The sequence below is a fragment of the Leptothoe sp. ISB3NOV94-8A genome (genome assembly GCF_043421595.1).
In the GTDB taxonomy this organism is placed as follows: Bacteria; Cyanobacteriota; Cyanobacteriia; order Phormidesmidales; family Phormidesmidaceae; genus Leptothoe; species Leptothoe turfae.
On the sequence record NZ_JAXSQW010000001.1, the window covers coordinates 7,006,037 to 7,031,853 of the forward strand.

General features: G+C 47.4%; 17 protein-coding genes. 4 read left to right on the forward strand and 13 right to left on the reverse strand.

Annotated features, from left to right (window positions below):
• Window positions 1-382: 382 nt before the first annotated feature.
• Window positions 383-658, forward strand: coding sequence for a DUF7219 family protein (locus SPB21_RS30200; protein ID WP_163667034.1), 276 nt, complete (start codon window positions 383-385; stop codon window positions 656-658).
• A gap of 26 nt (window positions 659-684) precedes the next feature.
• Here the strand turns inward: SPB21_RS30200 and SPB21_RS30205 are convergent, their stop codons facing one another.
• The 6 genes from SPB21_RS30205 to SPB21_RS30230 all read right to left on the reverse strand — a co-directional run bounded on the left by SPB21_RS30205 (window position 685) and on the right by SPB21_RS30230 (window position 10,423).
• Window positions 685-1,152 carry a chemotaxis protein CheW gene (locus tag SPB21_RS30205; RefSeq protein ID WP_163702782.1) on the reverse strand — a complete coding sequence of 156 codons (468 nt, stop codon included), beginning with the start codon at window positions 1,150-1,152 and terminating at the stop codon, window positions 685-687.
• A complete protein-coding gene (locus SPB21_RS30210; protein WP_499868619.1) occupies window positions 1,145-4,234 on the reverse strand; it encodes a hybrid sensor histidine kinase/response regulator in 3,090 nt (1,029 codons plus the stop codon). The genes SPB21_RS30205 and SPB21_RS30210 overlap by 8 nt, the downstream gene beginning before the upstream one ends.
• A gap of 63 nt (window positions 4,235-4,297) precedes the next feature.
• On the reverse strand, window positions 4,298-8,170 hold the full coding sequence (locus SPB21_RS30215) for a GAF domain-containing protein (protein WP_499868620.1): 3,873 nt from the start codon (window positions 8,168-8,170) through the stop codon (window positions 4,298-4,300).
• 80 nt (window positions 8,171-8,250) lie between these two features.
• Window positions 8,251-8,781 carry a chemotaxis protein CheW gene (locus SPB21_RS30220; protein ID WP_163667026.1) on the reverse strand — a complete coding sequence of 177 codons (531 nt, stop codon included), beginning with the start codon at window positions 8,779-8,781 and terminating at the stop codon, window positions 8,251-8,253.
• Window positions 8,782-8,807: 26 nt separating this feature from the next.
• The gene (locus SPB21_RS30225) at window positions 8,808-9,170 is read right to left on the reverse strand and encodes a response regulator transcription factor (RefSeq protein WP_006517848.1); all 363 of its coding nucleotides are present in this window, start codon (window positions 9,168-9,170) and stop codon (window positions 8,808-8,810) included.
• 86 nt (window positions 9,171-9,256) lie between these two features.
• Complete coding sequence (locus SPB21_RS30230; protein WP_250565990.1) at window positions 9,257-10,423, reverse strand: response regulator; 1,167 nt, start codon at window positions 10,421-10,423, stop codon at window positions 9,257-9,259.
• Window positions 10,424-10,875: 452 nt separating this feature from the next.
• On the opposite strand from SPB21_RS30230, the gene SPB21_RS30235 reads away from it, so the two are divergent.
• Complete coding sequence (locus SPB21_RS30235) at window positions 10,876-11,250, forward strand: zinc ribbon-containing protein (RefSeq protein WP_163702779.1); 375 nt, start codon at window positions 10,876-10,878, stop codon at window positions 11,248-11,250.
• A 210-nt stretch (window positions 11,251-11,460) separates the two neighbouring features.
• Here SPB21_RS30235 and SPB21_RS30240 read toward each other — a convergent pair whose 3' ends face one another.
• The 5 genes from SPB21_RS30240 to SPB21_RS30260 all read right to left on the reverse strand — a co-directional run bounded on the left by SPB21_RS30240 (window position 11,461) and on the right by SPB21_RS30260 (window position 19,088).
• Complete coding sequence (locus SPB21_RS30240; RefSeq protein WP_499868622.1) at window positions 11,461-12,645, reverse strand: VWA domain-containing protein; 1,185 nt, start codon at window positions 12,643-12,645, stop codon at window positions 11,461-11,463.
• A 10-nt stretch (window positions 12,646-12,655) separates the two neighbouring features.
• Entirely contained in the window at window positions 12,656-14,983 is a 2,328-nt protein-coding gene (locus SPB21_RS30245) for a DUF5682 family protein (protein ID WP_499868623.1), read from the reverse strand.
• Window positions 14,984-14,989: 6 nt separating this feature from the next.
• Window positions 14,990-16,129, reverse strand: coding sequence for an ATP-binding protein (locus tag SPB21_RS30250; RefSeq protein WP_499868624.1), 1,140 nt, complete (start codon window positions 16,127-16,129; stop codon window positions 14,990-14,992).
• 95 nt (window positions 16,130-16,224) lie between these two features.
• Window positions 16,225-17,745 carry a DUF5691 domain-containing protein gene (locus SPB21_RS30255; protein WP_499868625.1) on the reverse strand — a complete coding sequence of 507 codons (1,521 nt, stop codon included), beginning with the start codon at window positions 17,743-17,745 and terminating at the stop codon, window positions 16,225-16,227.
• Window positions 17,746-17,747: 2 nt separating this feature from the next.
• On the reverse strand, window positions 17,748-19,088 hold the full coding sequence (locus SPB21_RS30260) for an SWIM zinc finger family protein (protein ID WP_499868626.1): 1,341 nt from the start codon (window positions 19,086-19,088) through the stop codon (window positions 17,748-17,750).
• A 329-nt stretch (window positions 19,089-19,417) separates the two neighbouring features.
• Between SPB21_RS30260 and SPB21_RS30265 the strand changes: the two genes are divergently transcribed.
• Together SPB21_RS30265 and SPB21_RS30270 are read left to right on the forward strand one after the other, a co-directional pair.
• Window positions 19,418-19,915 (forward strand): YHS domain-containing (seleno)protein, encoded by a 498-nt coding sequence (locus SPB21_RS30265; RefSeq protein ID WP_163702775.1) that lies wholly within the window; start codon window positions 19,418-19,420, stop codon window positions 19,913-19,915.
• A gap of 160 nt (window positions 19,916-20,075) precedes the next feature.
• Window positions 20,076-21,689, forward strand: coding sequence for an LTA synthase family protein (locus tag SPB21_RS30270; RefSeq protein ID WP_163702774.1), 1,614 nt, complete (start codon window positions 20,076-20,078; stop codon window positions 21,687-21,689).
• A 70-nt stretch (window positions 21,690-21,759) separates the two neighbouring features.
• Here the strand turns inward: SPB21_RS30270 and SPB21_RS30275 are convergent, their stop codons facing one another.
• Both SPB21_RS30275 and SPB21_RS30280 read right to left on the reverse strand, forming a co-directional pair.
• Window positions 21,760-23,961 carry a phosphoketolase family protein gene (locus SPB21_RS30275; RefSeq protein WP_499868627.1) on the reverse strand — a complete coding sequence of 734 codons (2,202 nt, stop codon included), beginning with the start codon at window positions 23,959-23,961 and terminating at the stop codon, window positions 21,760-21,762.
• 349 nt (window positions 23,962-24,310) lie between these two features.
• Complete coding sequence (locus tag SPB21_RS30280; protein WP_499868629.1) at window positions 24,311-25,501, reverse strand: NAD(P)/FAD-dependent oxidoreductase; 1,191 nt, start codon at window positions 25,499-25,501, stop codon at window positions 24,311-24,313.
• Window positions 25,502-25,817: the final 316 nt, after the last annotated feature.

The following is a 25,817-nucleotide window of genomic DNA, read 5'->3' on the forward strand; positions in this document are numbered from 1 at the left end:
GGCTATTTTTATACTCAACCGTCTATACGTATATATAATACTGTGACCAGTAAAACGTTTTTCCCTTAGAAGGGCTGTCACATTATGTTACGAAACGCAAGGAGTTGAGTTTCCTTATTTTTTCTGACTGTGATAGTAATCAGCTTCCAATAAGCAGGAATGTCAATTTTTCGTTATCGACAGATTGTTGGTTAAATTGTTAACTTTGGGCTCTATAGACAACGACGACGTAACGAGGAAACTCCTTACTTTACTCACTGCGTAATATCACGTACGGCAATTATATCTGAATAGCATGCCGACAGTTCCGAAATGTTAGTTCATACCTAAGGAGTTTAGGTGTTTGCTAGCCCCCTAAAGTGTAGTTATTAAGAATCCTAAGATGAATAATTCTGAATCATATAAACAGCATGAAATAGATGATTTCTTATATCCTCGCAGTCGTTATTATGGCAAGTTTTCTCCACAACGGTTGGCTTTTAATGCGAACCTGCAAGAATTCTCGCAACGTGTTGATATTATTTGTGCCCTGGAAACCGGTGGTAAGCTAACTTCGATGGAGGCTTACTTGCAGATTAGGAAGCTGTGGAAGGATCTAAAAAAGAGCAAAAAAGAACTTGGTATTGATGCCTCTGGATCGTCATTCAATGAATCCTAAAGGAGAAGATGGAGCTAACTGTTTTCTTAAGAGTTGGCTAGTTTTTGTTGAAACACGGCTTTTAGATCTAAAAATAACAGAGTATGATTCCTTTCCTGTTCAGAAAGCATAGCTATGTGACTGATCCACTGCTTTTTAGGCGTCAAGCGTCTGTCTGTAGATACGGCTTGAAATTCGCTAATAGGCAATTCGACCAAATCTGGAGGTGACTCTAAGGCAATCCCCCAAAGCTTATTTTGAATACCCCGTAATACTACTAAAAACTGAGCTTTGCGTGGTGATGTGGCATAGGCATCTAGGCAAAATACGCTATGTAAATCCAACAATTGGATTGTATGGGGACCCAGTTGCACAATTCCGAGCGGAATGATGCCACCTTCATTGGATGATGGACAGTTCAATATCTTTAAGATCGCCTTCATTGGTAAGGCAAACCAATAATCGGCAACTTCAAAGGTGACAAGTTTTATGATTTTCGACGTATTTTTACCCATAATTCTTCTCTAGCTGTTGCTCCAAAACATTGGTTAGTGTTGTCAATAACTGTGGTGTTATATATGGTTTTGTGAGATAGCCAGTGGCACCTAATTCTTGGGCCAGTTGCCGATGTTTCATCCCGGTACGTGACGTTAGCATGATGGTAGGCACTGAAGCAATTTTAGGCGTATGTTGCCGAGCCTTTAAAAACTCAAAACCATTCATGCCAGGCATTTCTAGGTCACATAAAATAGCGGCCACATCAGTGTGCTGGAGCTTTTGTAGAGCTTCGTTACCCTCTTTGGCCTGCAAGACCCAATAGCCAGCGTTTTGTAGAGCTTTCGTAAGGGTATTACGAACCGTAATCGAGTCATCAATAATCAGGATAGTTTGCTTAGTAACATGGGATTTTCGAGGTGCTATTTGTTCTCCTTTACTGTTGCTTGTTTTGATTGCATGTTGAGAAAAGTTCTGGAGAACTTTTAGTATGAGCGTAGAGCCATCTATCACTAAGCTAAGGTGACCATCTGGAAGAATGCTACAGCCATAAATATAGCTGGGCATTGTTGCAAGGGTGCCTAAAGAGCGAATGACCAACTCTTGTTCTCCAATCAGATGGTCTATTTCTAGACCTACTAAACGATTTTTGTATCGGATCAAAATAACTGGTAAGATGCCTGAGGTTTTATTAATGTCTGGCTGCTGGGGGATTGGGAGTAAACCATTATAGGTAAGGGCTTCCGATAGTGGGACAACTAAAATTAACTGGTCTTTCTCCTCAATCTGGAGACTGAGCACTTTTCTGTTATTCCGAGTTTTTAACTGCTCAGCGCGGGGGATTAAAATTTGTTCGATAGTATCTGTCATCAGCGCGTATAATCGTTCCCTGGCGCGACAGAGTAACAGTTTCGCAATGGTTAAATTGGCAGGGATTTTGATGGTAAAGCAGGTTCCTTGCCCGTGCTGATGGGTCACGGTAACTGTACCCCGTAGAGTTTGGATTTGGGTGCGAACAACATCTAGCCCAACGCCACGTCCAGATAGATCGTTAATGTGACTAGCAGTGGATAGATCGGGTTCAAAAATTAAATCGCTAATTTGGGTTGCTGTTAAGTGTTGAGCTTCTATGTCTGTAATGAGTTGATTGTCAATGGCTTTGTGGCGAATGGCATCAAGATTGAGCCCCTGTCCATCATCTTGAATTTTGATAACTAGGTTTCGACCTATTTGTTTAACAGAGAGTTTAATTTCTCCTGTTTCAGGCTTGCCCTGCTGCTGACGCATTTCCGGTGACTCAATACCATGGTCAAAGGCATTGCGTACTAAATGGAGTAGAGGATCATACAGCTTATCAACAATGGCTTTATCAACAAGAACATCCTCGCCTTCGATCTTTAAGGTGACCAGCTTACTGTGCTGTGTTGTTAAACGAGCTAGAACTTGATGGAAGCGATGCAGCACATTTCCGAGGGGCTGCATTCTTGCCTCTAATATGGTTTCACGTAGATCATTGACCAGGCGCTGTTGCTTTTCCAAGCTTTGATTATTTTGCTGGATAAATAATTCCATGGCTTCAGCACTTTCCATCTGCTGCACCATCGTGTCGAGCGTCGCCTGTACCAGCAGCTGCTGTTCGCTGTAGTGATCTAATTCTAGAGCATCAAACTGTTGTTCAGCTGGTTTGAGTTGCAATGTTTGAAGCGCTGTGGAGGCGTAGGCAGATTGACGCTGAAGTTTACGTAACTGCTGCTGTTGGAAACTCACACAAGTCAGAAGGGTCTTCATAGCCGCTGTCATGTGCTCATTGCACAGTGCCTGACGGCTCTGCTGAGTTAAGAGTTCTCCAATAGTGTGGTTGAGCTGTTCAAGATGATTGATAGATACTCGCAGGGTGGCTGTGTTTTGGGGTAGTTCATTGGCAGGCACAATGGGTTCGGACTGTTCTGCCTGCTGTTGCGACAAAAGACTGGGTTCTGAACCAGAGACATCATTTTGAATCTGTGCTGCTGGAGATGGGAGCTGCTTAGCATCTGTTGCAACCGTATCTGGTAATGGTGGGGTATCCCAAATAGTATCTGGAGTCTGGACAATGACTATCTGATCACGGCTGGCATTTTCTAGCAATGCTAGGGATTCTATTGACTCAGGTTTAACCAACTGGGAGGAATTGTTGGCTAGCGATTTAGTCTGGCCAATGGGCTGGCTTAACCATGTCCATAGCCCATTAACCCAGCTTTTAGATGGTTTCTGGTGAGTTGAGAAGGATTTGGATTGGCGATGCTGGTTGCTTTTTTTAGATCTTCGTTTAGAAGAATTCTGTTTAGAAAACTGTTGCAGCGTTCTACTAGGCGTTCCACCTTGGTTGCGATCGCCCTGTAATACTAAGGTTTGAGCAGAACGATAGTCTTTGAGAGCAATCTTAGCTATCTGCACCACCTGATTGGGTTGATTCTTTACGGCGGTTACGGTAGCCCGAGCAATTTCTCCAAATCCCGGTAGATTCAAAGACTCTGCTAAGCCAAAAAATACGTCTGCCTGGGATTGCAGAAGAGCTTTTAAACTCTCTGAATCAGGCTTTTTAAGAGCATTTTCCAGCTCATCGAGTCGTTGATTCACACCCATTTCAAAAATGGATTGGGTCATATCAAATCCCAGGTCAGTCGATGTCGGCAGGTAACCATCCTGACCAAACTGATCGCCCAGGTTTTCTTGCAGTTGGGTCACAACACTGGCCATGCGGTCCAGCACTTCTGACTCATCAATTTCAGAATTAGTCAGCTGAACTGACAGTAGAAGTTGCAAGCAATCGTAAGCTTCAAAAATTAGTCCTTCTACAACTGGTGTCAAATTGGCATCAGGGGCACATAATGCTTTGAACGCATCTTCTAGAGAATGGGTTGTGGTTTTGATGGCATCCAGCCCAACACTAGCCGCCGCTCCCTTTAGGGTATGAGCTGCCCGCATTAAGCTGTGCATTTTCTGAACACCAAACCCCTGACGTAGAGTTTGCAGCTCATAGTCTATTTGCTGTAGTAGTTCAGAAGCCTCTTGCAGAAAGTAGGCAGGAACCTGCTGGTTAAGTGCTGAAGCTGAAGTCATGATTGGTTAAAACCGCAAGTTGACTGGTACCAAGAATCAAAAACAGAAACCCAAAAATCTCTCTTAGCTGACCTTAAACTTACCTGTACTTGTCTGGAGGGTCTGGGCGGTAGCTAGTAATTGATGAATTGACTGAGTCAATTGTTCTGATTTATGCGATGTTTGGTTAGCAATTTCGGTCGCTTCAGTCACACTGACAGCCACTTCTTTGAAGTCAGTAGCCTGCTGATGGGTGGTTTGAGTGATTCCTTGGATTAGATCACTGATCTGACCGGTCGCTTCTACAATCGCTGTTAGGTTTTGGCGAGCGTCTCTGACCAGATTGGTTCCAGTAGCTACCTGCTGAATACCGTTTTCCATTGCCGTCGACACTTCTGCTGTATTGACTTGAATCTCCTGAACCAGTTGCTCAATTTCAGTAGCTGCCTCTGCAGATTGGCGGGCAAGAGAGCGTACTTCGTCAGCAACGACGGCAAATCCTCGCCCATACTTACCGGCCCTGGTAGCTTCAATAGAGGCATTAAGCGCTAGTAACTGGGTTTGAGTGGTGAAATGACTAATCAGGCTAACGATTTTAGAGACTTTTTGCGATGACTCACTCAGTTGCTTAATGCGTTGGTTGGTATCGGCCACCGTAGAGCGAATAGCCATAATACCGTCCACCGTATGGTTCATGGCTGTATCACCGACCTGTACAGTCTGATTTGCCTGTTGGACAGCAACCTCTACTCGCTGGGCGTCATTGACAACGGTCTCAGTAAAGTTCATCATCTCCTGTACCCGCATTAGCGCTCGCTCAAGTGAGGTTGCTTGCTGTTGGGCTTCTGTATTTAAGGAGCTGACAGATGCTTCGCTAAGTTGAGAGGTTTGCCCAAGTTGGGCAGCAGCTTGTTGTACTTCTAGAACAATTTTTTGGAGACTTTGCAGCGTATTGTTGTAGGCACTGGCAACGGTGCCTACTTCAGTATCTGTGACAGGGGCACGTACAGTCAGATCGCCTTCTAAAGCTGGGCGTACGTCCGTCAATAGTTGCATAACCTGCTGCTGTAACTTTTCTTTGGATTGCTTTTCTCGTGTTGCGGTTGCCTCTAACGCAATATTTTTCTCCTGTAGTTGTTCTAGATAATCAGCCTGCTGTAGCGCTAAATTGAACTGAGTTCCAATCCGATGAACAAACTCTACTTCGATGTCTTGCCATTCGCGAGGCCCTTGACATTGATGAATGGCAAATAAGCCCCAAAGCACATCGCCTTTGAGTAAGGGAACGACTAAGCTGGCCCGGACCTGTAGGTCAGCCAGTAGATCGACTAAGCAATTGGGTAGATCCAGGGTTTTAACATCATTAACCACCCAATAGCGGCCTTTTTGATAGTTTTCTGCCTGACCTTCAGCAAAGCAATGATCTTGTATCTTGGCGGCCATCGCAGATCGTACCCCTGGAGCAACGTCTTCTACAACAAACTCACCGACACTATAGTTAGTTGTTGGATCAAATTGGTACATTCCCACTCGATCAGCCTGAAGCATTTCACGAATGTCACGGGCTACTGTTTTCAGGGTTGGAGGTAAATTGGTTGTTTTGCGGAGACGATCAATAATATTACTGATCAGTTGCTCCTGCTGGGTTGTAAGAGCCAGGCGCTTTAAGTAATCTGCTTGCTGCATAGCAGTCCCTACCTGTAGGCCAATTTGTTTGAGGGCATTAACTTCAGCTTCAGCCCACGAACGTGGTTTTTCATTTTGATACGCACTCAGCACACCCCAGAGTTGATTTTTCTTAAAGATGGGCACTGTCATATAGGCATTAATGCCAAATTCCTCCAACATGTCAATTTCTGATGGCGCATGATCAGCGGCATAGATATTATTGACAACCAGGCTGGATTGATTGCGGTAGGGACCTCCTTGTGTTTTCTGCAAATTGTGCTTTGGCCAAATTGCATGCAGACGCTCCTTTAAATCTGCATTGCTCTGACTATGGATACTCGATTCACAGAGAAGTTCAGAACTCCAGTCAGGATTGAATCGATGGAAGGCGACGCGATCGCATTTCAGTAACTGCCGTGCTGTTCGCTGTGTCACCTTTAAGATTTGCTCAGTTTCTTGTGCTTGCAAGATTTGCGGAATAATATCGGACACTGCACGACCAATTTGAGCCGCTTTAGTCATCTGAGCCGATTGCTCTTGCAACTGGGCAACATAATCAGCCCCTTTCAGACTCGCCTCCATTTCGCGGCTGATGTCTTGTAAAGCTTTGACATCACTTTCCAGCCAATGGCGAGGTCCACTATGTTGAAAGGCACTTAATAGCCCCCAAAGTTTACCTCCCTGTCTAATGGCCACAATCAAGAAGGATTTAACGCCAAAGTGCTCTAAAGTCTGAATATGACATTCACTTAATCCAGCGGTATAGATGTCATCTGCTAGAAACGGTTGCTCAGTGTTGCGGAATCGTCCACCATGATTCTCTTGAACGTAGCTATCTTCCCAAGCGCTTCCTACCAATGATGGCCACCCACCGGTACCAGATTCATAGATAAAATCACCAAAATAGTCTGGGCGAAATTTGTAAATGCAGACGCGCTCTACATTAAGAAGATTACGAGCCTCTTGCACCGCTGTTTGATAAATCTTTTCAGTATAGGCCGTGTTGCTAATTTTATTGATGATGTCAGGTAAGGCCTCCTGATTTGTGGATGCTCTGGCCATTTCTTCCACAAGTTCTGTCCGATGTAGGCTAATCCCGACAAGATTACCAAGTTGAGTCAGTAGTTTGACGTCGTTGTCATCCCAATATCGAGCACCACTATGTTGATAGGCTCCCAACAAACCCCACAGTTTCTGTCCCTGATAAATGGCTACAATGGCACAGGCTTTTATGTCAAAATCGGTTAAATTCTCAACATGACAAAGAGTGAGCGTTGGATCCTTTTGGACATAGCTAACAACAAATGGGTCAGATTGCCGAAAGATTCCTCCCTCATGCTTTTGCAGATGGCTATCTGCTAAAACAACATCGAGCATCGAGGCTACTTGCCCCACTTTTGATTCGAAGACAAATTGAAAACTATAGTCTTGACGAAACTGACAAATGGCAACGCGATCTACATTTAGGAGCTTTCTAGCATCTCGAGTGACACTCCGAAAGATGGTTTCTTGATCGGATGCTTGACGGAGTTTATCGCTCAGACTAAAGATCAATTGCCGTTCGGATTGAAACCGCAATGGTTGAAGCTTGAGGATAAGTTCAGTACCGACTTGATAGAGTAGAGCAATTTCAGAATCCGTCCATTGACGAGGTCTTGTACACGTTTGAACGACCAACAAGCCCCATAGCTGATTTTCTAAAAAGAGGGGTAGGCCAAGACTAGCCTGGACCTGAAGGCGTTGAAAAAGTTGGGCTTGGTAAGGTGTGATGGCTTCTTCTGCAATATTATTAATCTTGATAACAGCCTGTTGTTGATAGTGCTGAGTAGTAGTTTCACCAAAGGATAAGGCGGCTAGTAGCTCCCCTAAAACTGGACTATAGCCAGAAGTGAGGGATTCGGCAATAACGGTACCATGAGTAGCCGATTGAAATTGATAGATAAGGGCTCGGTCTACAGCAATCTGTTTACGTAGTTCGGTAACAGTAATTTGATAAAGGTTTTCCAGGTTACTGGCTTGGGCCATGGTGTTCGCGATCGCAAATGGCCGTCTACCCTGACAAGGAGCAAATGGTACAGAATCCATAGCCAAGGACAGAGGTGTTGTCGTTTCAGGCAATCGTTCTAGAACATCCTCATCTGGAGTGATCTCCTCCAGAGTTAGGTCCTGATCAGGGAATATCAACTCAGGAGACATCAGGTCAACCTTCTCAAGGGAGAGATCTAGATCAAGACTAGACTCTAAATCTTTAGAGTGTTTATCTGGGTGGGTATTTGCAGCATTTGACATAGGAAAACTCAGTAAACTTACAATGCTTTAAAGCAGCTATAGATATGCTCAGACCGCTGGTTTCGCGAAGAGATACTTACCTAAGGAGGGGCCTGATACATATGCTCAATAATGGCTACAGTATCGAGAATAACGCCTTGGTGATTAGCAAGGCAGCCCGTCACATAGGGAGCCAAAGTTGGGGCACACAGATCTGTTTTCGGACAAATTGACTGAGGCTCAATCAGCTCTATATCATCCACCTGTTCTACGACTAATCCGATAGTTTTTGGGGCTCTTTGCACCACAATAACCATAGCTTGTTCAAGCAACGGAGCTTGATGCCACAAGGGACGATTGCCGACTAATGCGTTGAGATCAATAAGCCAGAGAATCTCACCGCGCCAGTTGCATACCCCCAACATAGAATTCGATACTTCAGGAATGGGCAAAATGTCTAAGGTCTTTAACTGCTGGACTTCTGCAATAGCCTGTAGCGACAATAATGTTCTATGTTCTTCTAAAAGCTTAAACCGTAGAAAACGTTGACGAGTATCTTCAGGAATTGGGTCTAATCCCAATGGATCAATTTGAGCTAGTTGTTCCTGCAAAGGAGACTGTAGTGTGTTCATGCTGGAGGTATATCTAGGATTTCTACCTAACTCATCACTTGTTGCAGTGTGACCGCCAGCTGTTGCTGATCAATCGGTTTACTTAAATAAGCATCAGCTCCTAACATTGAGCCCCAAAGCTTATCAGCTTTTGTACTTTTTGTTGAGCAGATGACAACGGGAATATTTTGCGTTTGCTCGTTGGTCTTGAGATCGCGACAGAATTCGAAACCACTTTGCCCTGGAAGAACAATATCCAAGAAAACCATATCAGGTAACTTAGTTTGGACCTCCAGTAGGGCCTCTTCACTACTTTTCACACCTACAACCGTTATCCCTGACTGCTGGAGATAATGGGTGAGATGTTCTCTATCCGTCAAACTATCTTCTACAATTAAAGCTGTTACCATAGAACCTCTCAAACTAGTGGGTAGATTTGCGTATCAAAGGAATTTGCAAACTAAATGTTCTATATCAAATCTTAGATATTCTGCTATCAGACTGAAGGAGAAAGCTGAGACTGTTGTTGAAAAGTGGGTGCTGTATTTTTATTGTTTTGCATATATTTCTTGAGTACTTTTAATACTCGCGTCTGTCTAATCGGTTTCCCCATAAAACCGGAGGCACCTACAACTTTGGCACGTACCCGATCCGAAATACCATCATTGTTGGTAACAATGACGATCGGAATATCTCGAAACGCAGAAATTCGCCGAATCTGAGCACACAGTTCATACCCATTGGCAATGGGCATGACTAAATCTAAAAAGATTAACTCAGGTTTGACTTCTAAAAGCTGTGGTAACGCTTGTAAGGGATCTGCAATATTCACATAGCGATACCCAGCAGTTTGAACAATTTGTCCCATGGCCTGGCTATCTGCAGGGCTATCATCAATGTAGAGTACCGTAGGACTATTCCCAGATGGCTTGACCGATGAATTCAATGAAACCTCATGGGAAGAAGTATTTGTAGTCTGGCGTGAAACACCGACAGTTTGATAAGCGGAGGAAGAGCCATGGGCAGAGGCCGCCTGATCATCCAGCTTATCAATGGCAACCATGCGAATAAAATTATTGCGTATGTGGGGCAAGATAGATAGCGTCAAAGGGGTCAAAGGTTGTTTAACCCTTAATTCTAAATCTCGGAGTGTTTGTTGACCATCAAGCAAACCTGTTAAAGCTCGAAATGTGGCTGATGATGTATGTTCTTGTAATTTTTGAGGTTGTTTGATCGTAGGAGCTTGATTAGGCAAAATATCAATTAAGTTTGCCTGTTTCCACATCTTCCAGTCCTGTTGTGCTTGTTCCCATACTGGAAGATGTTGCAGACTAATGCATGGGAATTTGGCTGCATCTCGAGGACTTGTTTGGTACACTAGTAGCTTTCTAGATGTTTGAAAATGTAGAGTTCCCTGCTGCACAATATCGAATAAAATTTCTGAAATACAGCCTGCGGCAAGCTCAGAAAAACGCTCTCTGCTGAATTGTTTCCGCATCACTAATCTGGCTAGTTCATTGTAGGTTAGGTCCACACCAGAGTCTTGCTTAATTAATTCTGGGCAATGCTTTAAAAGATGCCTATGCCAACGACGTTGGGCATGGGTGCGCGTATTAGCCCAAACTATTTGTCCAGCTAAAAAGTATAGAAGCCATGGAGCCATCGTCGCAGCCTTAATCGACAAAATTCCAGTGAACTGACATTTTCTGTAATGCTTAATTGTTTTATCTAGATCGACGATGACTGGCATGCATGACATATGCTTATAATACTCAATGCTGAAACAGATTTAGTAATTATTCTGCGCAGGAGACTTCCCCTAAAGGCATCAGAGATTACACGGATCTGTTGGAAATCCTTATGTTCCGTCCATTCACGGATTGAGAGATGAGAGAATTTATCCTAAGCTAATTACGCGCTGTGCTTAGGTGAATGGGACAACTATGCATCAGTCTCAAGACCTCTTTCCATAGCCTGGGGACAATGCTATGACAAAAATGCAGCTATCTAGCTTGGTTGACAAGTTATTAATTTGTCATGATCTAAGCAAAATAGTTGCGCCATAATAAGAACGTCAGGAGGTCACATACTAAAGACAGCAAAGGACTTATTCCCATGCATGGCATCGCCCCTTTCGCTTGTTTTGATTGCCACACCACATTTAAACGCCCAGGTAAATTTCCAGGGTTTATTCGGCTATGCCCCCACTGTGGTCATACCGCTTATCAAATGGGTGTTAAGTTTCATTCACCCAGCAGATCAAACCAGGCTCTGTGGGACGTCGTTACTTACCTTGCAGAACATGGCTTCTACTATCAAGATATCCATAATCTCCATGGCTATATCTGGGAGCAGATTAGATATCCGAATAATCTGATTGAAGCCCAAGAGTTTGTAAAGCATTTTTGCGATCAAGCTATTCAGACGCTTCCTGAAGAAACATCTAGCACTACAAAACAGCCTGAAAGGTTATTGTCCTTGAAACAATAGACTCTCTTCAATGCTGAGGGTATCAACTTAAGTTGAGAAATCTTGGTTAGGTGGAGCATCAGACTTCGACATGAATGGTTTGGTTGAACTCACCATCGAATCCTCACCGTCAAAGTCTTAGCCGAACGTAATCAGGAGTCAGTAGCAAGGAACTTACTGACTCCTAACTTTTGGCCCCTGTCTTCTTTGGGAGAACGTTCTGTAAATAAATCAAGCTGTCACAATATCCTCCTTGGCTGCCCACTGGCTAATGTTGCTATGACTAATGGCCGCAGACATTAAATCAGGGAACTGATCAGGAGTACAGGCAAATGTTGGGACTCCTAAACGCGCAAATTTTGCTGCATTGCGATGATCAAAACATGGAGCACCCTCGTCGCTTAAAGCTAAGAGGGTAATCATTTGAACACCTGATGCAACCAAGGATGCCACACGCTTAATCATGGCGTCATTGTTGCCACCTTCATACAGGTCACTGATCAATACCAAAATAGTCTCCTGTGGCTGTCGCACATGGCTCTGACAGTAGGAAAGGGCCTGGTTGATATCTGTGCCACCACCTAGCTGAGTGCCAAAGAGAACATCAACCGGGTCCTGCAATAACTCGGTTAAATCGACTACTGCTGTGTCAAATACCACTAGCTGGGTTCTCACTGCAGGAATAGATGCTAATACAGCGGCAAAAATACTGGCATAGACTACAGAAGGAGCCATCGATCCGCTTTGATCAACGCACAGAATAATACTTTTGAGGGCAGACCGTTTACGGCCAAAGCCAATGAGCCGCTCAGGAACGATGGTGGAATACTCTGGCTGATAATGTTGCAAGTTAGCTCGAATGGTGCGATGCCAATCGATTTCGCTATGGCGAGGACGGTTGTTGCGCTGGCTGCGGTTAAGGCTACCCATTACCGCTTGCTGCATGGGATTCTGCAACTTCTGCATCAGCTCATCGACAACTTTACGCACCACTAAACGGGCTGTTTCTTTAGTTTTCTCTGGAATCACTCCATTCAGCGCCATTAGGTTAGCCACCAAATGCACATCCGCTTCAACCGCTGACAACATTTCTGGCTCCAGCAGCATTTGATGCAGGTTCAATCGCTCTAACGCATCCTGCTGCATCACCCGCACCACTGAGCTAGGGAAATATTGCCGAATATCCCCGAGCCAGCGGGCTACTTTAGGGGCAGAACCGCCTAGTCCACCTCGGCGTTCTTGTTTGTCATCATAGAGAGCGGCGAGGGCCTGATCCATAGCCATATCACCACTGCCTAAGTTCGGCCCTCCTTCACCGTCAGCACTGCAGATACCATCAGCATCTCCACCGCCGAGGATCAATCGCCAACGTCTGAGCCGTTCTGTTTTACCTGTGTCTTGAGAGTTACTGACCATGGGGTTGCGATTATAGTTGCAGACCTAGAAGCTGGGCGATGAGGGGCAGAGTTGATTCAGCACGCTTTGTGTCAAAATCTGTGACGGCAGTGACTTGAGTTTGTTGGCAGCCCGCAGCCCGCACCCGTTCTCCCATTTGTCGTCGTTCAGGTGGTGAGAAACCTGTAAAGGTGCGACGCAACAGTGGTAATAGGGCAGTGAACTGCTCATTGGTTAAGCTAGTCACCCAGTCATCTAGGACTTGCCAAATGATGTCGTCGTGGAGCAACAACAAGCCACTACCTTGTAAAAAGCCTTCAACCCAAGCGGCAGCCTGTGGCGGCTCATTCGCTAGGGAAAGGGCTAGGCCCATGCGCTGAGCAGCCTTTTCTGGTTCTAGGCTGCCTTCGTCGAGGAGCAAGCGGCAGCAGCGTCCGGCGATGAGACCGTGGAGCGATTGTTGATCGCATAGCACTAACAACACTGCCGACCATGCCCTGCCATGGTGCCCATTTTGCAGTAGTTTAATCGCGCTATTTGTCTGATTAATCGCCTTCAGCATGGCCGCTGCCGCATCATCATCTAAAGACGCACAGGCTCCCGGTAAGCCAATGCAGATCCGTGCCACTAATCCATCTACCACTTGGGCCACGATCGTCCCATCTGTCTGGCGCACATCACGATAACGCAACACATTTGCCAACGGTGGTAGTGCTGCCATCAAGTGGGCTATATCGCTGGACACTGCTGCCATTGCCTGCAGTTGACTCAGCAAATAGGTGACAGCATCGGGCAGTGCGGCCAGCAGTACGTTATCTAGCAAATTAGTTAACGCTGGCAAATCAGGGGCGATATCTACCCGATACTTGACATAGGTCTGGGCTGCTGCTCCGATGGTGTTGCCCCAACGTCCCGATTCAATTACCGCAAGGCTGAGCTCAGGTTGCCAACGTAGTTGCCAGGCTTCTTTGAAGGTGCCCTTACCGCTGGTGGTTTGGGGTTGGCCCCATGGAATATTTAGCAGACTCAAACGGTGCAGCAGATGGGAACGTTCTAGATCTATGTCTTTACGTAAATCTAGGGTGAGAAGGCGTTCATTGGCTTCTGGTTTGAGTCGCAAGCGTTTTTGTAAGCGCTGTAGGTCTTGCTGCAGCGGAATTAAGGGTGTTTCTGCTGGAATCCGCCCTAGCCGCTCACTGACAATCAGCTTTTGGTGAATCAGCTGCATGGGCGTTGCATCACCAAAACAAAGTACGGTCTGGGTGGCTTCATTCAGTTCGTCCAGACCCGGCATCGCAGACTCTCTCATCGCAGCCAGGGCCTCCGCCAATCGTACTGCCTCAATCACACTGGCAGAAGAAGCATCAATATCTTCCTGGCGTAATAATCTTGCTACCTGGGTCATCCAACCAATGGCTATTTTTTGAGGGCGGGACGACTGCCAAAGATGGTCGTACCAACCGGGAGAGTGAATACCAGCCCCATAGCCAGTAGCGCTGGATAATCTTCCATAGGTCCAGGGAATCCAGGTGGCCTTTACCTTGAGCTTGGGTAGCCCTTTAAGTAAGGCATTATCGTGCTTTTGAGCTGGTAAGGGCTCACATAAAGCCGGACTATGCCAGGCACCACAAATCACTGCGATTGTCTCAAATCCTTCTTTTTTGGCCTGACGAATCGTGCGGCGCATATAGGCTTCTCGCTGTGCTTCTCGACGATCTCGTGGATTTTCAGGATCTGATGGATGGGTTTGCTCAATTTCTTGCCGCAGCGTCGACATTGCTTCCAAAATTGCCTCAAAAATCTCGGTATTATCCTGACGCTGCTCCACCATATGTTCCCACCAGCGTTCGCTGTCACTGTAGCCCGCTGCTTCAGCTAACCAAGCTAACGGGTCTGCTGGAATTGATCGAACAGGAGCTTGGGAATTGGGAGAACCATCAGACTGACCCTTTGCTTCTAATGCTCTGTCTGAATCTTCATTCTTTGCCTCTTCACTTCTTTCTCCTTCACTTTTTGCATTAGGCTGCTGTTGCGCTAGCCGCTCCGCTATCTGATGTGTCTGGGGCAAATCCATAAAGCGTACGGGAATATTCTGCTTTAGCCCGTACTGGATAGCTTGCCACTCAGGTGAAAACACTGCAAAGGGATAGTAGGCGGCTTGTTCTGACTGTTCAGGGGCATAGATTAGTAGGGCAACAGGCGGTTGCATGTCCTCATGGGCAAGGAGAGCAAGAGCGTCGTTTCCTTCGGGGGGACCTTCTACGAGAACGATGTCGGGTTGCAGGGTGTGGAGTGATTTTAAAAGACTTTTGGCAGAGCCTGGACCGTGGTGACGAATGCCAAAAATATGGATGCTCATAATGATTTAAGCCAACTCCCGGCAAGCGCGATAAATATCCATCCATCCATCTCTCTCCTTCACCACGATTTCTAAATACTCTTTCCAGACCACGGCATCCTGTACAGGGTCTTTTACGACTGCGCCCTGTATGCCTGCTGCTAAATCTTCAGCGTCGAGGCTGCCGTTGCCAAAGTGAGCGGCTAAGGCCATACCACTATTCACAACAGAAATTGCCTCCGCTGTGCTCAAGGTGCCACTGGGAGACTTCAGTTTAGTTTTACCATCTTCGGTTACTCCATTACGCAGCTCTCGGAAGATGGTAACGATCCGTCGAATTTCATTGAGAGCAGGTGTTTCAGCCGGTAACTCTAACGCTTGTCCTAGACTTTCCACACGGGTTTGTACGATTTGAATTTCTTCTTCTACCTGGCTAGGTACGGGCAGAATTACTGTATTAAAGCGTCGTTTGAGGGCACTGGAGAGTTCATTTACCCCTTTATCCCGATTATTGGCGGTGGCAATAACGTTAAATCCTTTTTGGGCTTGTACCTCTTCCCCCAGTTCAGCGATGGGCAATGTCTTTTCTGATAAGACTGTAATTAATGTATCTTGCACATCTGCTGGAATCCTGGTGAGTTCTTCTACGCGGGTGATTTTGCCAGTTGCCATGGCGTTCATCAGCGGGCTTTGTACAATGGCATCCATGGAAGGTCCTTTGGCTAGCAACTGGGCGTAGTTCCAGCCGTAGCGAATGGCTTCTTCGCTGGTACCTGCTGTGCCCTGGATCAGTAGGGTGGAGTCTCCGGCAATGGCAGCGGCTAGGTGTTCGGACACCCAGGATTTGCCAGTTCCAGGAATGCCATAAAGGAGCAGAGCGCGATCGGTGGCAAGTGTGGCGATCGCAACCTCCATCAGCCGTCGACTGCCCACATACTTAGCGGAAATCTCCGCTCCGCTATCCAGCGTTCCACCCATTAGATAGGTGGCCACTGCCCAGGGCGACAGCTGCCAATTAGGCGGTCGTTGTCGGTCATCAGCGTCAGCCAGGGCTGCTAGTTCATTGGCAAACTGTTCCTCTGCGTGTTGCCGCAGAATAGTTTCTGCTGTCTCTGACTTGGAGGTTTTATGCTTAGCGGACTGAGCTGTTGATTTTGTTGCTGGCATGGGAGGGTTAGATAAAAAGTGGAGAATAGAAGGTAAAGAGTAGAGTTGCCATAGGATGACTTTTCCCCTCTTGGGAGGGGTGTAAGTGGGGTTGGTTAACCGCTGGGCTTAAATGCCTGATGCATTTCGTATCGAAAATGCATATGTTCGTGGAATTCATCCAATGCGCTTTTTATCCAATAAAACCGACTGTCGTTTTCAGGCATCTGAGTTAAGGGCTCAGCAATGGCTGGGGTCAAATCGGGATGTAGAACAATGGCTATTTCTTTTAATAAGTAATGCAATCCATAGTTGTTGCGATCGCTATTATTAGCTAGCGTGAGAATTTTCTCTAACACCAGCTGACTGAACTCTAAACTCCACGTCTGAGAACATCTAGACACTTGATGTAGCCAATGGATGATGTCATCTTTTTGGCTGGGTATTTTCTCCCTTAAGGCTGTTTCCTGCTGCTCGATCGTTAATAATGTCAACAGGTCTGACAACAACCGTTCATCGATCTGTTGCAGGTCAAACTCCTTAACTAGGGCATTGGCCCAGGTCGTATTTTGTTGGCGTAGGGCGGCGACGCCCCATCCTTTGAGCAGCATGTCTTGCCATTGGTGTTCTTTAATGGCGTAGGCAATGGCGGCTGGTTTTCCATGCCAATGGTGCAGGGATACACTGGTGAGCATCTGATATAGCCAACTCGCTTTTTCTCCCAGCCCAGCTACTGTTTTGGATGTGATTCCATCCTCTTCCCACACCGGTTCAAATGTTTTCGGGAGAGTCACCTTGATAGTTAATTCTGAAGTACTGGCTTGAAGCGATATAAACTGACTGACTCGTTCGGCCATGCGCTGACATAGGTGAGACTCTGGCAGTTTTACCAGTAGCCCAACGGTCTGTTGGCGTACAGCTTGGGCGCGATCGCAACGTGCTTTTTCTAAAAAAGGTTCATCGGCTATGGATAAATTGCAGGCCAGGGAAGAGATTAAGGCTGCTCGATCCTTGGCTAACTCTGAGGACCACACAGCTTCTAGCGCTTCTCTAGCTGCATCAGCATCTGTCTCGCGCCACTGTTGTAAAAATAAAGCCCGCTCACTACGGCTACCCTCGCGCCAAGCGGCTGAATCTGCATGGAACTCAGTCATTCTTTGGGCTGAGCCATATTCCCAGGCTGAGTTTTGGCTGGCCAACCATTGACCTCGCTTACCAATAACGGCTGTAATCTGCGGACGAAGTTCTGATCGTTGTCGCCCAAAATGGAGGAGTTTAGGCAACAACTGTTCTGGGACACGCTGTTGAGACTGCGTGAGTAGCCTCAACAATTCCGGCATGATGGCTGGATGTTCGGCCAAGATAGTATTTAAATGTCTGGCGGTTTGAGCAGAACAGCAGGGTAAATCTTCATCAGCACAGGGGTCTAGTAATGCCCAATCTACCGTTATCGGTAGTTGCCCCACCTGTTGATAAAGAGCTATAGCACCAGCTGCTGACAAGATAGAGCGCTCAGGCTGTTGCCAATTGAGTTGACCCAGGGCCGTCGTCAGTGTACCTACCGTTTTAGGAGGATTAGGAGACTGACGATCGGTGCCGATTAAGGCGGTGTTTAAGAGGGTTTTCCAGTATTCCATTGTCAGTCTCCTAAGGGGTGAAATTGCTGCCCAGACCAAAGACTGAGGGGCAGAAATGTGCTGCCATTCCACTCGCCAAAGACCGTTAGCGGATAGCCACCGCTTAAGGCCAATAACTCCCACCCGCGTTGAAACCCGGGTGCAATGGGGAGAACTTTCCTGGCTGCATCTCGTAACCACCAGCTATCTTCTCTGGGGAGAGGCCAAACCTGGGCCAGGGTTAGGGGAAATCTCTCTAGCCAGGGATTTTGACTGAGGCTGTGGGCATAGTGACCGATGGCAGCTGCAATGGTGTTTCCAGTGGGCGGTGGTACTTGGGCGGTGGTGTTTTCCCGCAGGTCTATAAAAGCACGCTGTAGCCCAGTTCCTGGATAAAAAATTAAGTTACCGCTGAAACTGCTGCCTGGTATCAGGCTGACATCCAGTGGCTGTCGCCCATGGGCAAAGTTCAGCACGAGGGCAGATTTTTGATTCTCAGAACCCCACAGCCAGGTACGCTGCATTTGCAACTTGTCTTCTTCAATCACAACTTTGCCCAGAATTTGCCAGGTGTCAGCAACACAGTCCACCAGCGGATCCGCTTTTTCCACCCGCAGCCGCAAGTCATCTTGGGTTTGGGGCCAGCCAATTTGCGATCGCACCTCCGCCTGCATGGCGGGTGTCAAACTATCTAATCTGCCATAACTCTCCACCAGCAGATGCAACTGCCCCAGTGCCGTTAGCATGCGCTCGGGCCAACCTTGGCCTGAATGGGGAATGCTACCTAGACTGCGTACTCGTCGGGCTAATCCTGGTGCTTGAGCATCCACTAATCGGGCTGCCGCCTGATCCCAAAAGCTATAGGGCTGGTTTGGCCAAGCCGCCAGACCCTGGCGAATAATATCCGCCAACCACTGAGTTAAGTCCTCTAGTCCAGCTTCAATTTTTGCCGCTCTTTTTTCGGCTCGCTTAGCCTGGGCTGCTGGGTCCGCCGCCGCTTTCTTGTGCTTAATTTGCTGACGGTTTGCTGTTTGAGCGCGTTTTTCTAACCACTCAGTTACCCAATCGGGGGGAGGATCGTTGCCAAACGCTTCAAGCTGCTCTACCAGGAGCAGAAACAAACCCAATGCATGTTTACAAGGAAACTTGCGGCTAGGACAACTGCAGCGAAAGGCCGGTTCGCTCAGGTCAATCTGAGTGCGATAGGGCTTTTTACCACTGCCCTTGCACTCACCCCACACAGCCTGCCCCGCATGACCCAGCAACTGCCACTTGGACACATTGGCCAGGGATTTCCCTCGCTTTGTGGAACCCGCATCTGGCGACAGTGCCAGCACTTGCTCAGATGTCCATGTTCCAGCCATACTGCCGCTACTGCCTCACCAGACTGCAATTGTACTAGTTCGAATGTACTTGTTGAGCCAATATTACTGAAAAAAAGTATGCCCATCCAATTAACCACAGCAGTCGATAAAGAGTTAGCTGACAGCCTGCTAACTATGAAGTTTACTAATCCATTGCCTCAGTCAGGGACTGTCAGACCTTTTTACTCTCCAATGCCCACTGGCAAGATCGATAGACAACTCATAACCAATACCTAATAACCCAGAACTTCAGCCAATTAAGTTATATTTCTCAGTCGGTTTTCAGGTTGAGTGCGTATTAATTGAAGTGACCCTTAGTTCACTGTGCGATGAAACGCTCAATTCTGCTTCCTCTAGCCCTTGCTAGCACAATGTTGTTGGCTAGCTGTGCCACATCCACTACTACATCTACAACGGCTCCAGCGGGCACCGAACAGGCTGCAGCACCCACCTATGCCGTATTTGCTGAAGATAATGTTGCGATTCGTGGAGCCGATCCCGTGGCTTACTTTACTGAGGGTGACTATACGCCGGGTAGTGAAGAATTTACCCATGATTGGGAAGGTGCAACCTGGCAGTTTGCGTCAGCAGAGAACCGCGATCTGTTTGCCGCTAACCCTGAGGAATATGCCCCCCAGTATGGTGGTTTCTGCGCCTATGCCGTCAGCCAGGGTAGCACTGCCCCCATTGAACCCACAGCCTGGAAGATTGTCGATGGCAAACTATATCTGAACTACAACGATAAGATTCAACAGCGTTGGGCCCAAGATATTCCTGGTTACATTGCCAAAGCTGATACCAATTGGCCTGGTGTGCTAGCGAATTAAGGCTGCTTCGACTTCGCCCAGCTAGTTACTGATACCCTGTTGACTTCGGCTTCGCTCAGCCAATGGGGTATCAGCTAGCCAATGTATTCAAATGTGAATGGTACACTGGCGTCGCCTGAGACTGTAGGATTTCAGGTGAGCTTGTTCAATTGAGATACCTGTGAATTCTTTGAGTCAGAAACAGTCTGCAATCCAAACCTGGGTACTGCCCGTTGCCACCATTACGCTGTTTCTGTGTCTCAAGTTTTTATTTATCCGCAATATGGGCTCGGTCAATGAGTTACATCATTTGCCCATGGCTCGTCATTTTGCAGACCCCACCTGGCTGGCAAACGATATTTACTACAGTGAGCCATCCGGTTATCGGCTGCTGTTTCAACTTATATTTGGTCACCTCACAGCGACGGTTGGATTTTTAGCCACATCCATCATTGGACGGATTCTGGGCTATCTTGCCCTAGCGATTGGCCTGTGGACCCTAGCACGCAGTTTGGGGATTCGTTTGCTAACCCTGCTGGTGGCCATTGGTCTGTTTGTTTATGTGCGTAGGCCCCAGGGGGTAATCGCTGGGGAGTGGTTACTAGGGAGCATTGAACCTAAGATTTTTGCCTATAGCGCTATTTTTATGGCACTGTCGGCCATGTTTTCCGGTCGATATTTGCGCATGGTGGCGTTGTTAGGGATTGCTGCATCATTCCATGCGTTGGTGGGTGGCTGGGCATCCATTGCTATTTTGTTGTGGCTGTTATGGCGTCAGCCCAAGGTTTTGCTGGATGGCCGCCGTTGGTTGGCGGCAGTTCCCATTTATCTGGTGACGGGGATCTTTGCCTGGATAGCTGTTTTCACCCAGTTGCTAAGACCGGTTGAAGGGGGGGGAGTCTCTCCGTCCTATATCTATTCTTTTTTGCGTAACCCCCATCATGTGAACCCCTTTGCCTGGCCCCAGGATGAGTGGTTATATTTGCTGGCTTATTTGCTGGTTTTTACAGGCTGTGTTGTTTATGTTTTGAGATCGCACCCCAAACAAACACCGCAAGACAAGACCATTGCCAAGCATCGTGCAGACTTTGTGTGCTTTATTCTGTGTACGCTCATCTTGTTTGGCGCGGGTCTATTAGTGGCTCCGTTTGATAGCAATGGCCAAATTCTGCAATATTACCCGTTTCGTGTTGGCGACTTGATGCTGGCGTTAGGCACGGGTTTCTTTTTGGCGTTGGCTCTAGAACAGCTGTTGTTTCGGTATCCCATGGGTGCGATCGCAATTACTTTGGTAATTCTCTTTGGCTTTGGTGTTGAGGCCACCCGGTTTTATGACAAAGGCATGGCTTTGCAAACCTTTCCTAGTAAAGCCCAAGGCGTAAATCCCGAAATGATTGCCACGGCTAACTGGCTTAAACAACATGTTCCCGATGGTGACGTTGTTGTCTCATCTCCGGTTGATCTGAGTGCTTTACCCTGGCTTTCTGACCATCCATCAGTCGCTAAGTTTCGATTTGTACCCAGTGCTTCATCTGCAGATGTTGATGCCTGGTTTACCCGCATTACGGATCTAGGTGGCGGTATCGACCTGCTGAGTTATGTCGACCTGCGTAAAGATACTCGCCGTCTTATCCGCAATGATCTGACTGCAGCCTACAACAACTTAGATGCCACCCAAATAAAGGCCCTGATGGACAAGTACAAAGGCCAGTATGCTGTCACGAATGCTGAACATCTTGTCGATTTACCAGTGGTGTATGAAAATCCTCGCTATCGGGTATATGCGAGCAAGTAAACCATCATCACTACCTTTTAGGCCGAGGAGGAAAACCTTCCTCCTCGATCCATGTTTACTAATCCCTCCCTTAAGCCATTAGGGATTTTGCCCGGTGTGCCAATGCTTCTGCCGTTAACCCATTAAAGGCAAACAGCTGACCAGCGTTGGCTGTTGTTTCACCACGCTTCCATGCCATCACATCACGGGGTAGCGTGCTGCGTAGCATGACCGGCTCCAACATGGCGCTAGAGCCACCTGTGACACCCAACAGAGCATCGCCTGCAAATAGGGTGGCAAAGTCTTCATCACTTAAGAATGTGTCATCCCCATTGCGGCAGGTTTCCCAAGCAACGTCGGTGGAACGATAGAGTCGTCTGGGGCTAACAATGGCAACAACTTTAGAACCAATGCCTGCTTGAGCTAAGGTTTCAGCCGCTTCCATAACTGGCAGCAGCATCATATCGCCCACAACAGCAAAGACAATAGTTTTCTCCCCTGGTGTTTCTTGAAGGACAATGGCACCACTTTTTAAGGCTTCATGGGTCTGGGCCAGCGTGGTGCGAATGGGTAAAGGAGATTTACTGGCTGTAATGGTAATGCCTTTATTGCTGGTGCCTACAGCCCATTCATAACAAGCTTGAATGCTGTTGGCATCAACAGGAAACAAGGGAAACACATTGCCGTTACGCATCATAGCGGCAAAGTAGTTCTCAATTTCTGGACGTTGGTGGGTCCAGCCGTTGCGTCCTTGTTCTAGCGCTCCTGCAGTAAACAGACAGATGGTAGAGGGGGTATTTCTGCGTAACTCTGCCATGGCCTGGGTGACAGTTTGCCAAATGGGCAAGCCATTAATGACAAAGGACTCATAGGAGCACCATAAACTACGACCCCCGAATAGGGCCTGGGCAGCGGCCATGCCAGCACAGGCATCTTCGCTTAGGGGCTCATAAACTTGACCATTGGGGCCTTGGAAGTATAGATCATCTGTGGTGGGGTGAACAATCTTCAGGGCCTGGTTAATATTGTTAATTCCCGAGGCGGCATTACCGTCTGCATTGGTGACAACAAAGTTAGAGTCTTGCTGACCCACGTGCCCTACCAGTAAGCCCATGGCAGTGGTGGCCACTTGTTTATCACCCCCCACTGGGAACTCGTTGAGGGGGAGCTGGCCTAAGTCTGCTAAAGCAAGTTCTGATTCTGTAACCGCCGTCTTAACGTTGGGACCACCGTTGGATCGCTCAAAGTTGGTGCGCACCAATTCCCACCCAACAGCAGGTAATGCCCGAGTTTGCAAAGCGCTGACAATATAGTCTTTGTCTAGGGTGTCTCCGGGATAGAGATTGTGGGACTTAGCGCCACGCTTGTGTACCCCTGCCCCTTTCAGCTGCTTAACGATGAGAACGGTGAGAGTGCCAGAAAGTGCTTGTTTTGCAGCTTTATCTGTCGCTTCTAGTAGTGCCTGGGTAAAGGCCATGCGCTGCTTTAGTGAGAAAGCCGTGCTGTCTACATAGGGACCTGGCTGATCGGCATCGTCATAATCCTTGGCATCAACCAAAATCACGTCTTTAAACCCATTGCCTTGCCAGTAGGCAATCATGGCTTCATTGGACTGGGTTGACACCATGCTGTGGTGCTCTTGGGAGAATCCGTTCCACACCAAGATGGGCAGGAAGTTGGTGGACTGGGGATAGGCCGTGTTGAAGTGGGCCATACTGCTCATGATGTAAGGCTCGCCCAAACCGCCATCACCAATGGTGACGGGGAAGAGGGTGCCTGGGTTGAGCTTGGCTCCAGCCATGGCAAAGTGTTGGCCTTGACCTAGAGGACCGGCAGGATTTAACAGGCCTGGGATCTGTCCCGATAAGTGGCCCAGTAAACCGTGGGTTTCGCGGAAGCGATCGCAAAGTTGAGTGACCGTCTTAATCTCCATAGCTTCTAACGAGCGGTCTAAAAAGACAGTGCTGTAGAAACCAGGGGCATGGTGGCCCACCTCTGTAATCAAGTTCTTGTAGCCGAGCATGATCAGGGCTGCAATCTCATCAGCAACACTGGCAAACCCACCGGGGTGACCCGACTGCTTGCTGGCGGTCATTTGTAGCGTTAAATAGCGCAGGGCATCCGCAGCCAGAACAGTCTGATATACGGCTTTAGGATCACTGGGGGATGCGATCGCAACATCCCCTTCACCAATGGCAGCCGTGTCTAAGTAGGCCGCCATTTCAGCAGGGGCCTCACCAAAATATTGAATACCGTCACAGAATGCCGGAGTGGCATAAGCAGTTACCGTCATGGACTCTTGAACCCCTGAACTAGATATGGGCAGCAAATGATCAATGCCAACAATGGAGCCTACAGCCCTGCTGACTTACATGAATCATAGCTTATTTTCTATAGTAAGCTCAGCGATCATAGATAAAAGCAGTGATTAATACAGACGATGATGACATGTCATGGGTTGTTGTTTTGATGCTGTCTAATTGATTTTGATCTTAGAGGCACCACGGATCGAGTCCAGTATCACTTTTATGACGGTGCCACCACCTACCAAGTAGTTCTCAATATGCTGGCCCAGACAGCATTAAATGGCAGGGTTGCCGACTAGGGCAACCCTATATTAATGAGCTGCTGTATCGATAGGGTTAGGAGTTTTCGAAACGGGTGACGAGCATTTTTTCTACCAAGCCATCTGGGGTCGTTTTTTGTCCACTATCGATCCATTGGGCAAATCGTTGGGCAATGGGCAGGAGCATAGCAAACGGGCTCGTAAAGCCAGAAAAAATATGTAATCCTGCAACGCCAGGCATGGGGCCAATTAGCGGTAGTCCGTCGCGGCTAAAGGTGACTACACAGTGTCGCCAGCGGCCCGGGATGTCTCTCAAACAGGGCAACTGTGCAGTGATAGCTTGACGCATTTTAGCGTCACTTTGGGCCGCATCAATGGAGTTTGTTACCAAATCTGTGCGAAACCGACTGATTTGACCGATATAGGTTGACTTATCTAAAAATTGAATTACTCCTGTATCCAAAATCGGGGGGGCAATTTCATAGGGGGGGCCATCCCAGAGACCGTCAGTGACTGGGTCACTGGCTTTGGCTTCAGCCTCAAACCGATTGGCTACCGCAGGCATGATCAAGGTACGTAGGGGCTGCTCGACGGTGGGTAAAGCAACAATTTCTGCATGGGTGTGATATAGCGGAACGGCAAGCTGTGAGTTTTTGAGTAATCGTCGGCTGTAGCCTCCAGCGGCCACGGCAATGTTCCCTGCGGCATAGGCCTGGGTCGGTGTGGTTATGCCAGTGACTCGATCGTTGATCCGTACTAAGCCAGTGACTGATGCTATAAGTTGTTGTCCTCCCAGACAGCGAAAGGCCTGATTGAGGGCCTCTAAGGTGTTAATCGGGTTGACATGGCCATGCTTGACGGTGAAAGCTCCGCCAATGGCATCAATTTTGAGTTGGGGTTCAAGGGCTTGGGCCTCTTGAGGTGTGATTAAGTGGGGTGCGATCGCAAACCGACTATACTGCTCTTCCAACTCTGTGCTATCCACACCAGGTGCAAATGTAAGCAGTAGATCGAGTTCTCGAAACTCCGTTGCTCTACCCAGCTCATCTGATAGCTGACGATGGCGTTCAATGCCCGCTTTACAAAGCTGTTTAGTAGTGGCATCTGTGCCTGACCAATAGGCAATTCCCCCATAGCTACAGCGAGTGGCACTGTCTGGATTACCATCATCCACTAGTAATACCGATTGTCCTAACTTAGCTAACTCATAGCTGAGGGATGCACCTGCTAGTCCATTGCCGATTACGATCCAATCAAACGTCTCCATTCAGCATCCCTCAGCTTGCTTGTTTCAACCACTCACTCAAAATCTAAAATCTGAAATCAAGCATTTACCTGTTGATCACCCATTCAAAATTTAACACTTGGTTTGAGCCACTGGTCTGAGTCATTAGGGTTCATCTTTAGGTCCCTCTTCAGCGCATCTACTCTAAGGAAGCATCTAAGTAAGCAAAATCAATTAACCTCCAAATTTTGGATGTACAGACGTTCCATGGACCGTCATATTCAGCATTTACTCTTGGAAGTTAGTTATGGCTTGATCCTAACCAGGACATAACCCATGCATAGCAGTAACAGTTTGC

Coding starts and splice junctions, on each gene's coding strand:
- SPB21_RS30200 (WP_163667034.1), top strand. CDS start 383: ATGAATAATTCTGAATCATATAAACAGCATGAAATAGATGATTTCTTA.
- SPB21_RS30205 (WP_163702782.1), bottom strand. CDS start 1,152: ATGGGTAAAAATACGTCGAAAATCATAAAACTTGTCACCTTTGAAGTT.
- SPB21_RS30210 (WP_499868619.1), bottom strand. CDS start 4,234: ATGACTTCAGCTTCAGCACTTAACCAGCAGGTTCCTGCCTACTTTCTG.
- SPB21_RS30215 (WP_499868620.1), bottom strand. CDS start 8,170: ATGTCAAATGCTGCAAATACCCACCCAGATAAACACTCTAAAGATTTA.
- SPB21_RS30220 (WP_163667026.1), bottom strand. CDS start 8,781: ATGAACACACTACAGTCTCCTTTGCAGGAACAACTAGCTCAAATTGAT.
- SPB21_RS30225 (WP_006517848.1), bottom strand. CDS start 9,170: ATGGTAACAGCTTTAATTGTAGAAGATAGTTTGACGGATAGAGAACAT.
- SPB21_RS30230 (WP_250565990.1), bottom strand. CDS start 10,423: ATGGCTCCATGGCTTCTATACTTTTTAGCTGGACAAATAGTTTGGGCT.
- SPB21_RS30235 (WP_163702779.1), top strand. CDS start 10,876: ATGCATGGCATCGCCCCTTTCGCTTGTTTTGATTGCCACACCACATTT.
- SPB21_RS30240 (WP_499868622.1), bottom strand. CDS start 12,645: ATGGTCAGTAACTCTCAAGACACAGGTAAAACAGAACGGCTCAGACGT.
- SPB21_RS30245 (WP_499868623.1), bottom strand. CDS start 14,983: ATGAGCATCCATATTTTTGGCATTCGTCACCACGGTCCAGGCTCTGCC.
- SPB21_RS30250 (WP_499868624.1), bottom strand. CDS start 16,129: ATGCCAGCAACAAAATCAACAGCTCAGTCCGCTAAGCATAAAACCTCC.
- SPB21_RS30255 (WP_499868625.1), bottom strand. CDS start 17,745: ATGGAATACTGGAAAACCCTCTTAAACACCGCCTTAATCGGCACCGAT.
- SPB21_RS30260 (WP_499868626.1), bottom strand. CDS start 19,088: ATGGCTGGAACATGGACATCTGAGCAAGTGCTGGCACTGTCGCCAGAT.
- SPB21_RS30265 (WP_163702775.1), top strand. CDS start 19,418: ATGAAACGCTCAATTCTGCTTCCTCTAGCCCTTGCTAGCACAATGTTG.
- SPB21_RS30275 (WP_499868627.1), bottom strand. CDS start 23,961: ATGACGGTAACTGCTTATGCCACTCCGGCATTCTGTGACGGTATTCAA.
- SPB21_RS30280 (WP_499868629.1), bottom strand. CDS start 25,501: ATGGAGACGTTTGATTGGATCGTAATCGGCAATGGACTAGCAGGTGCA.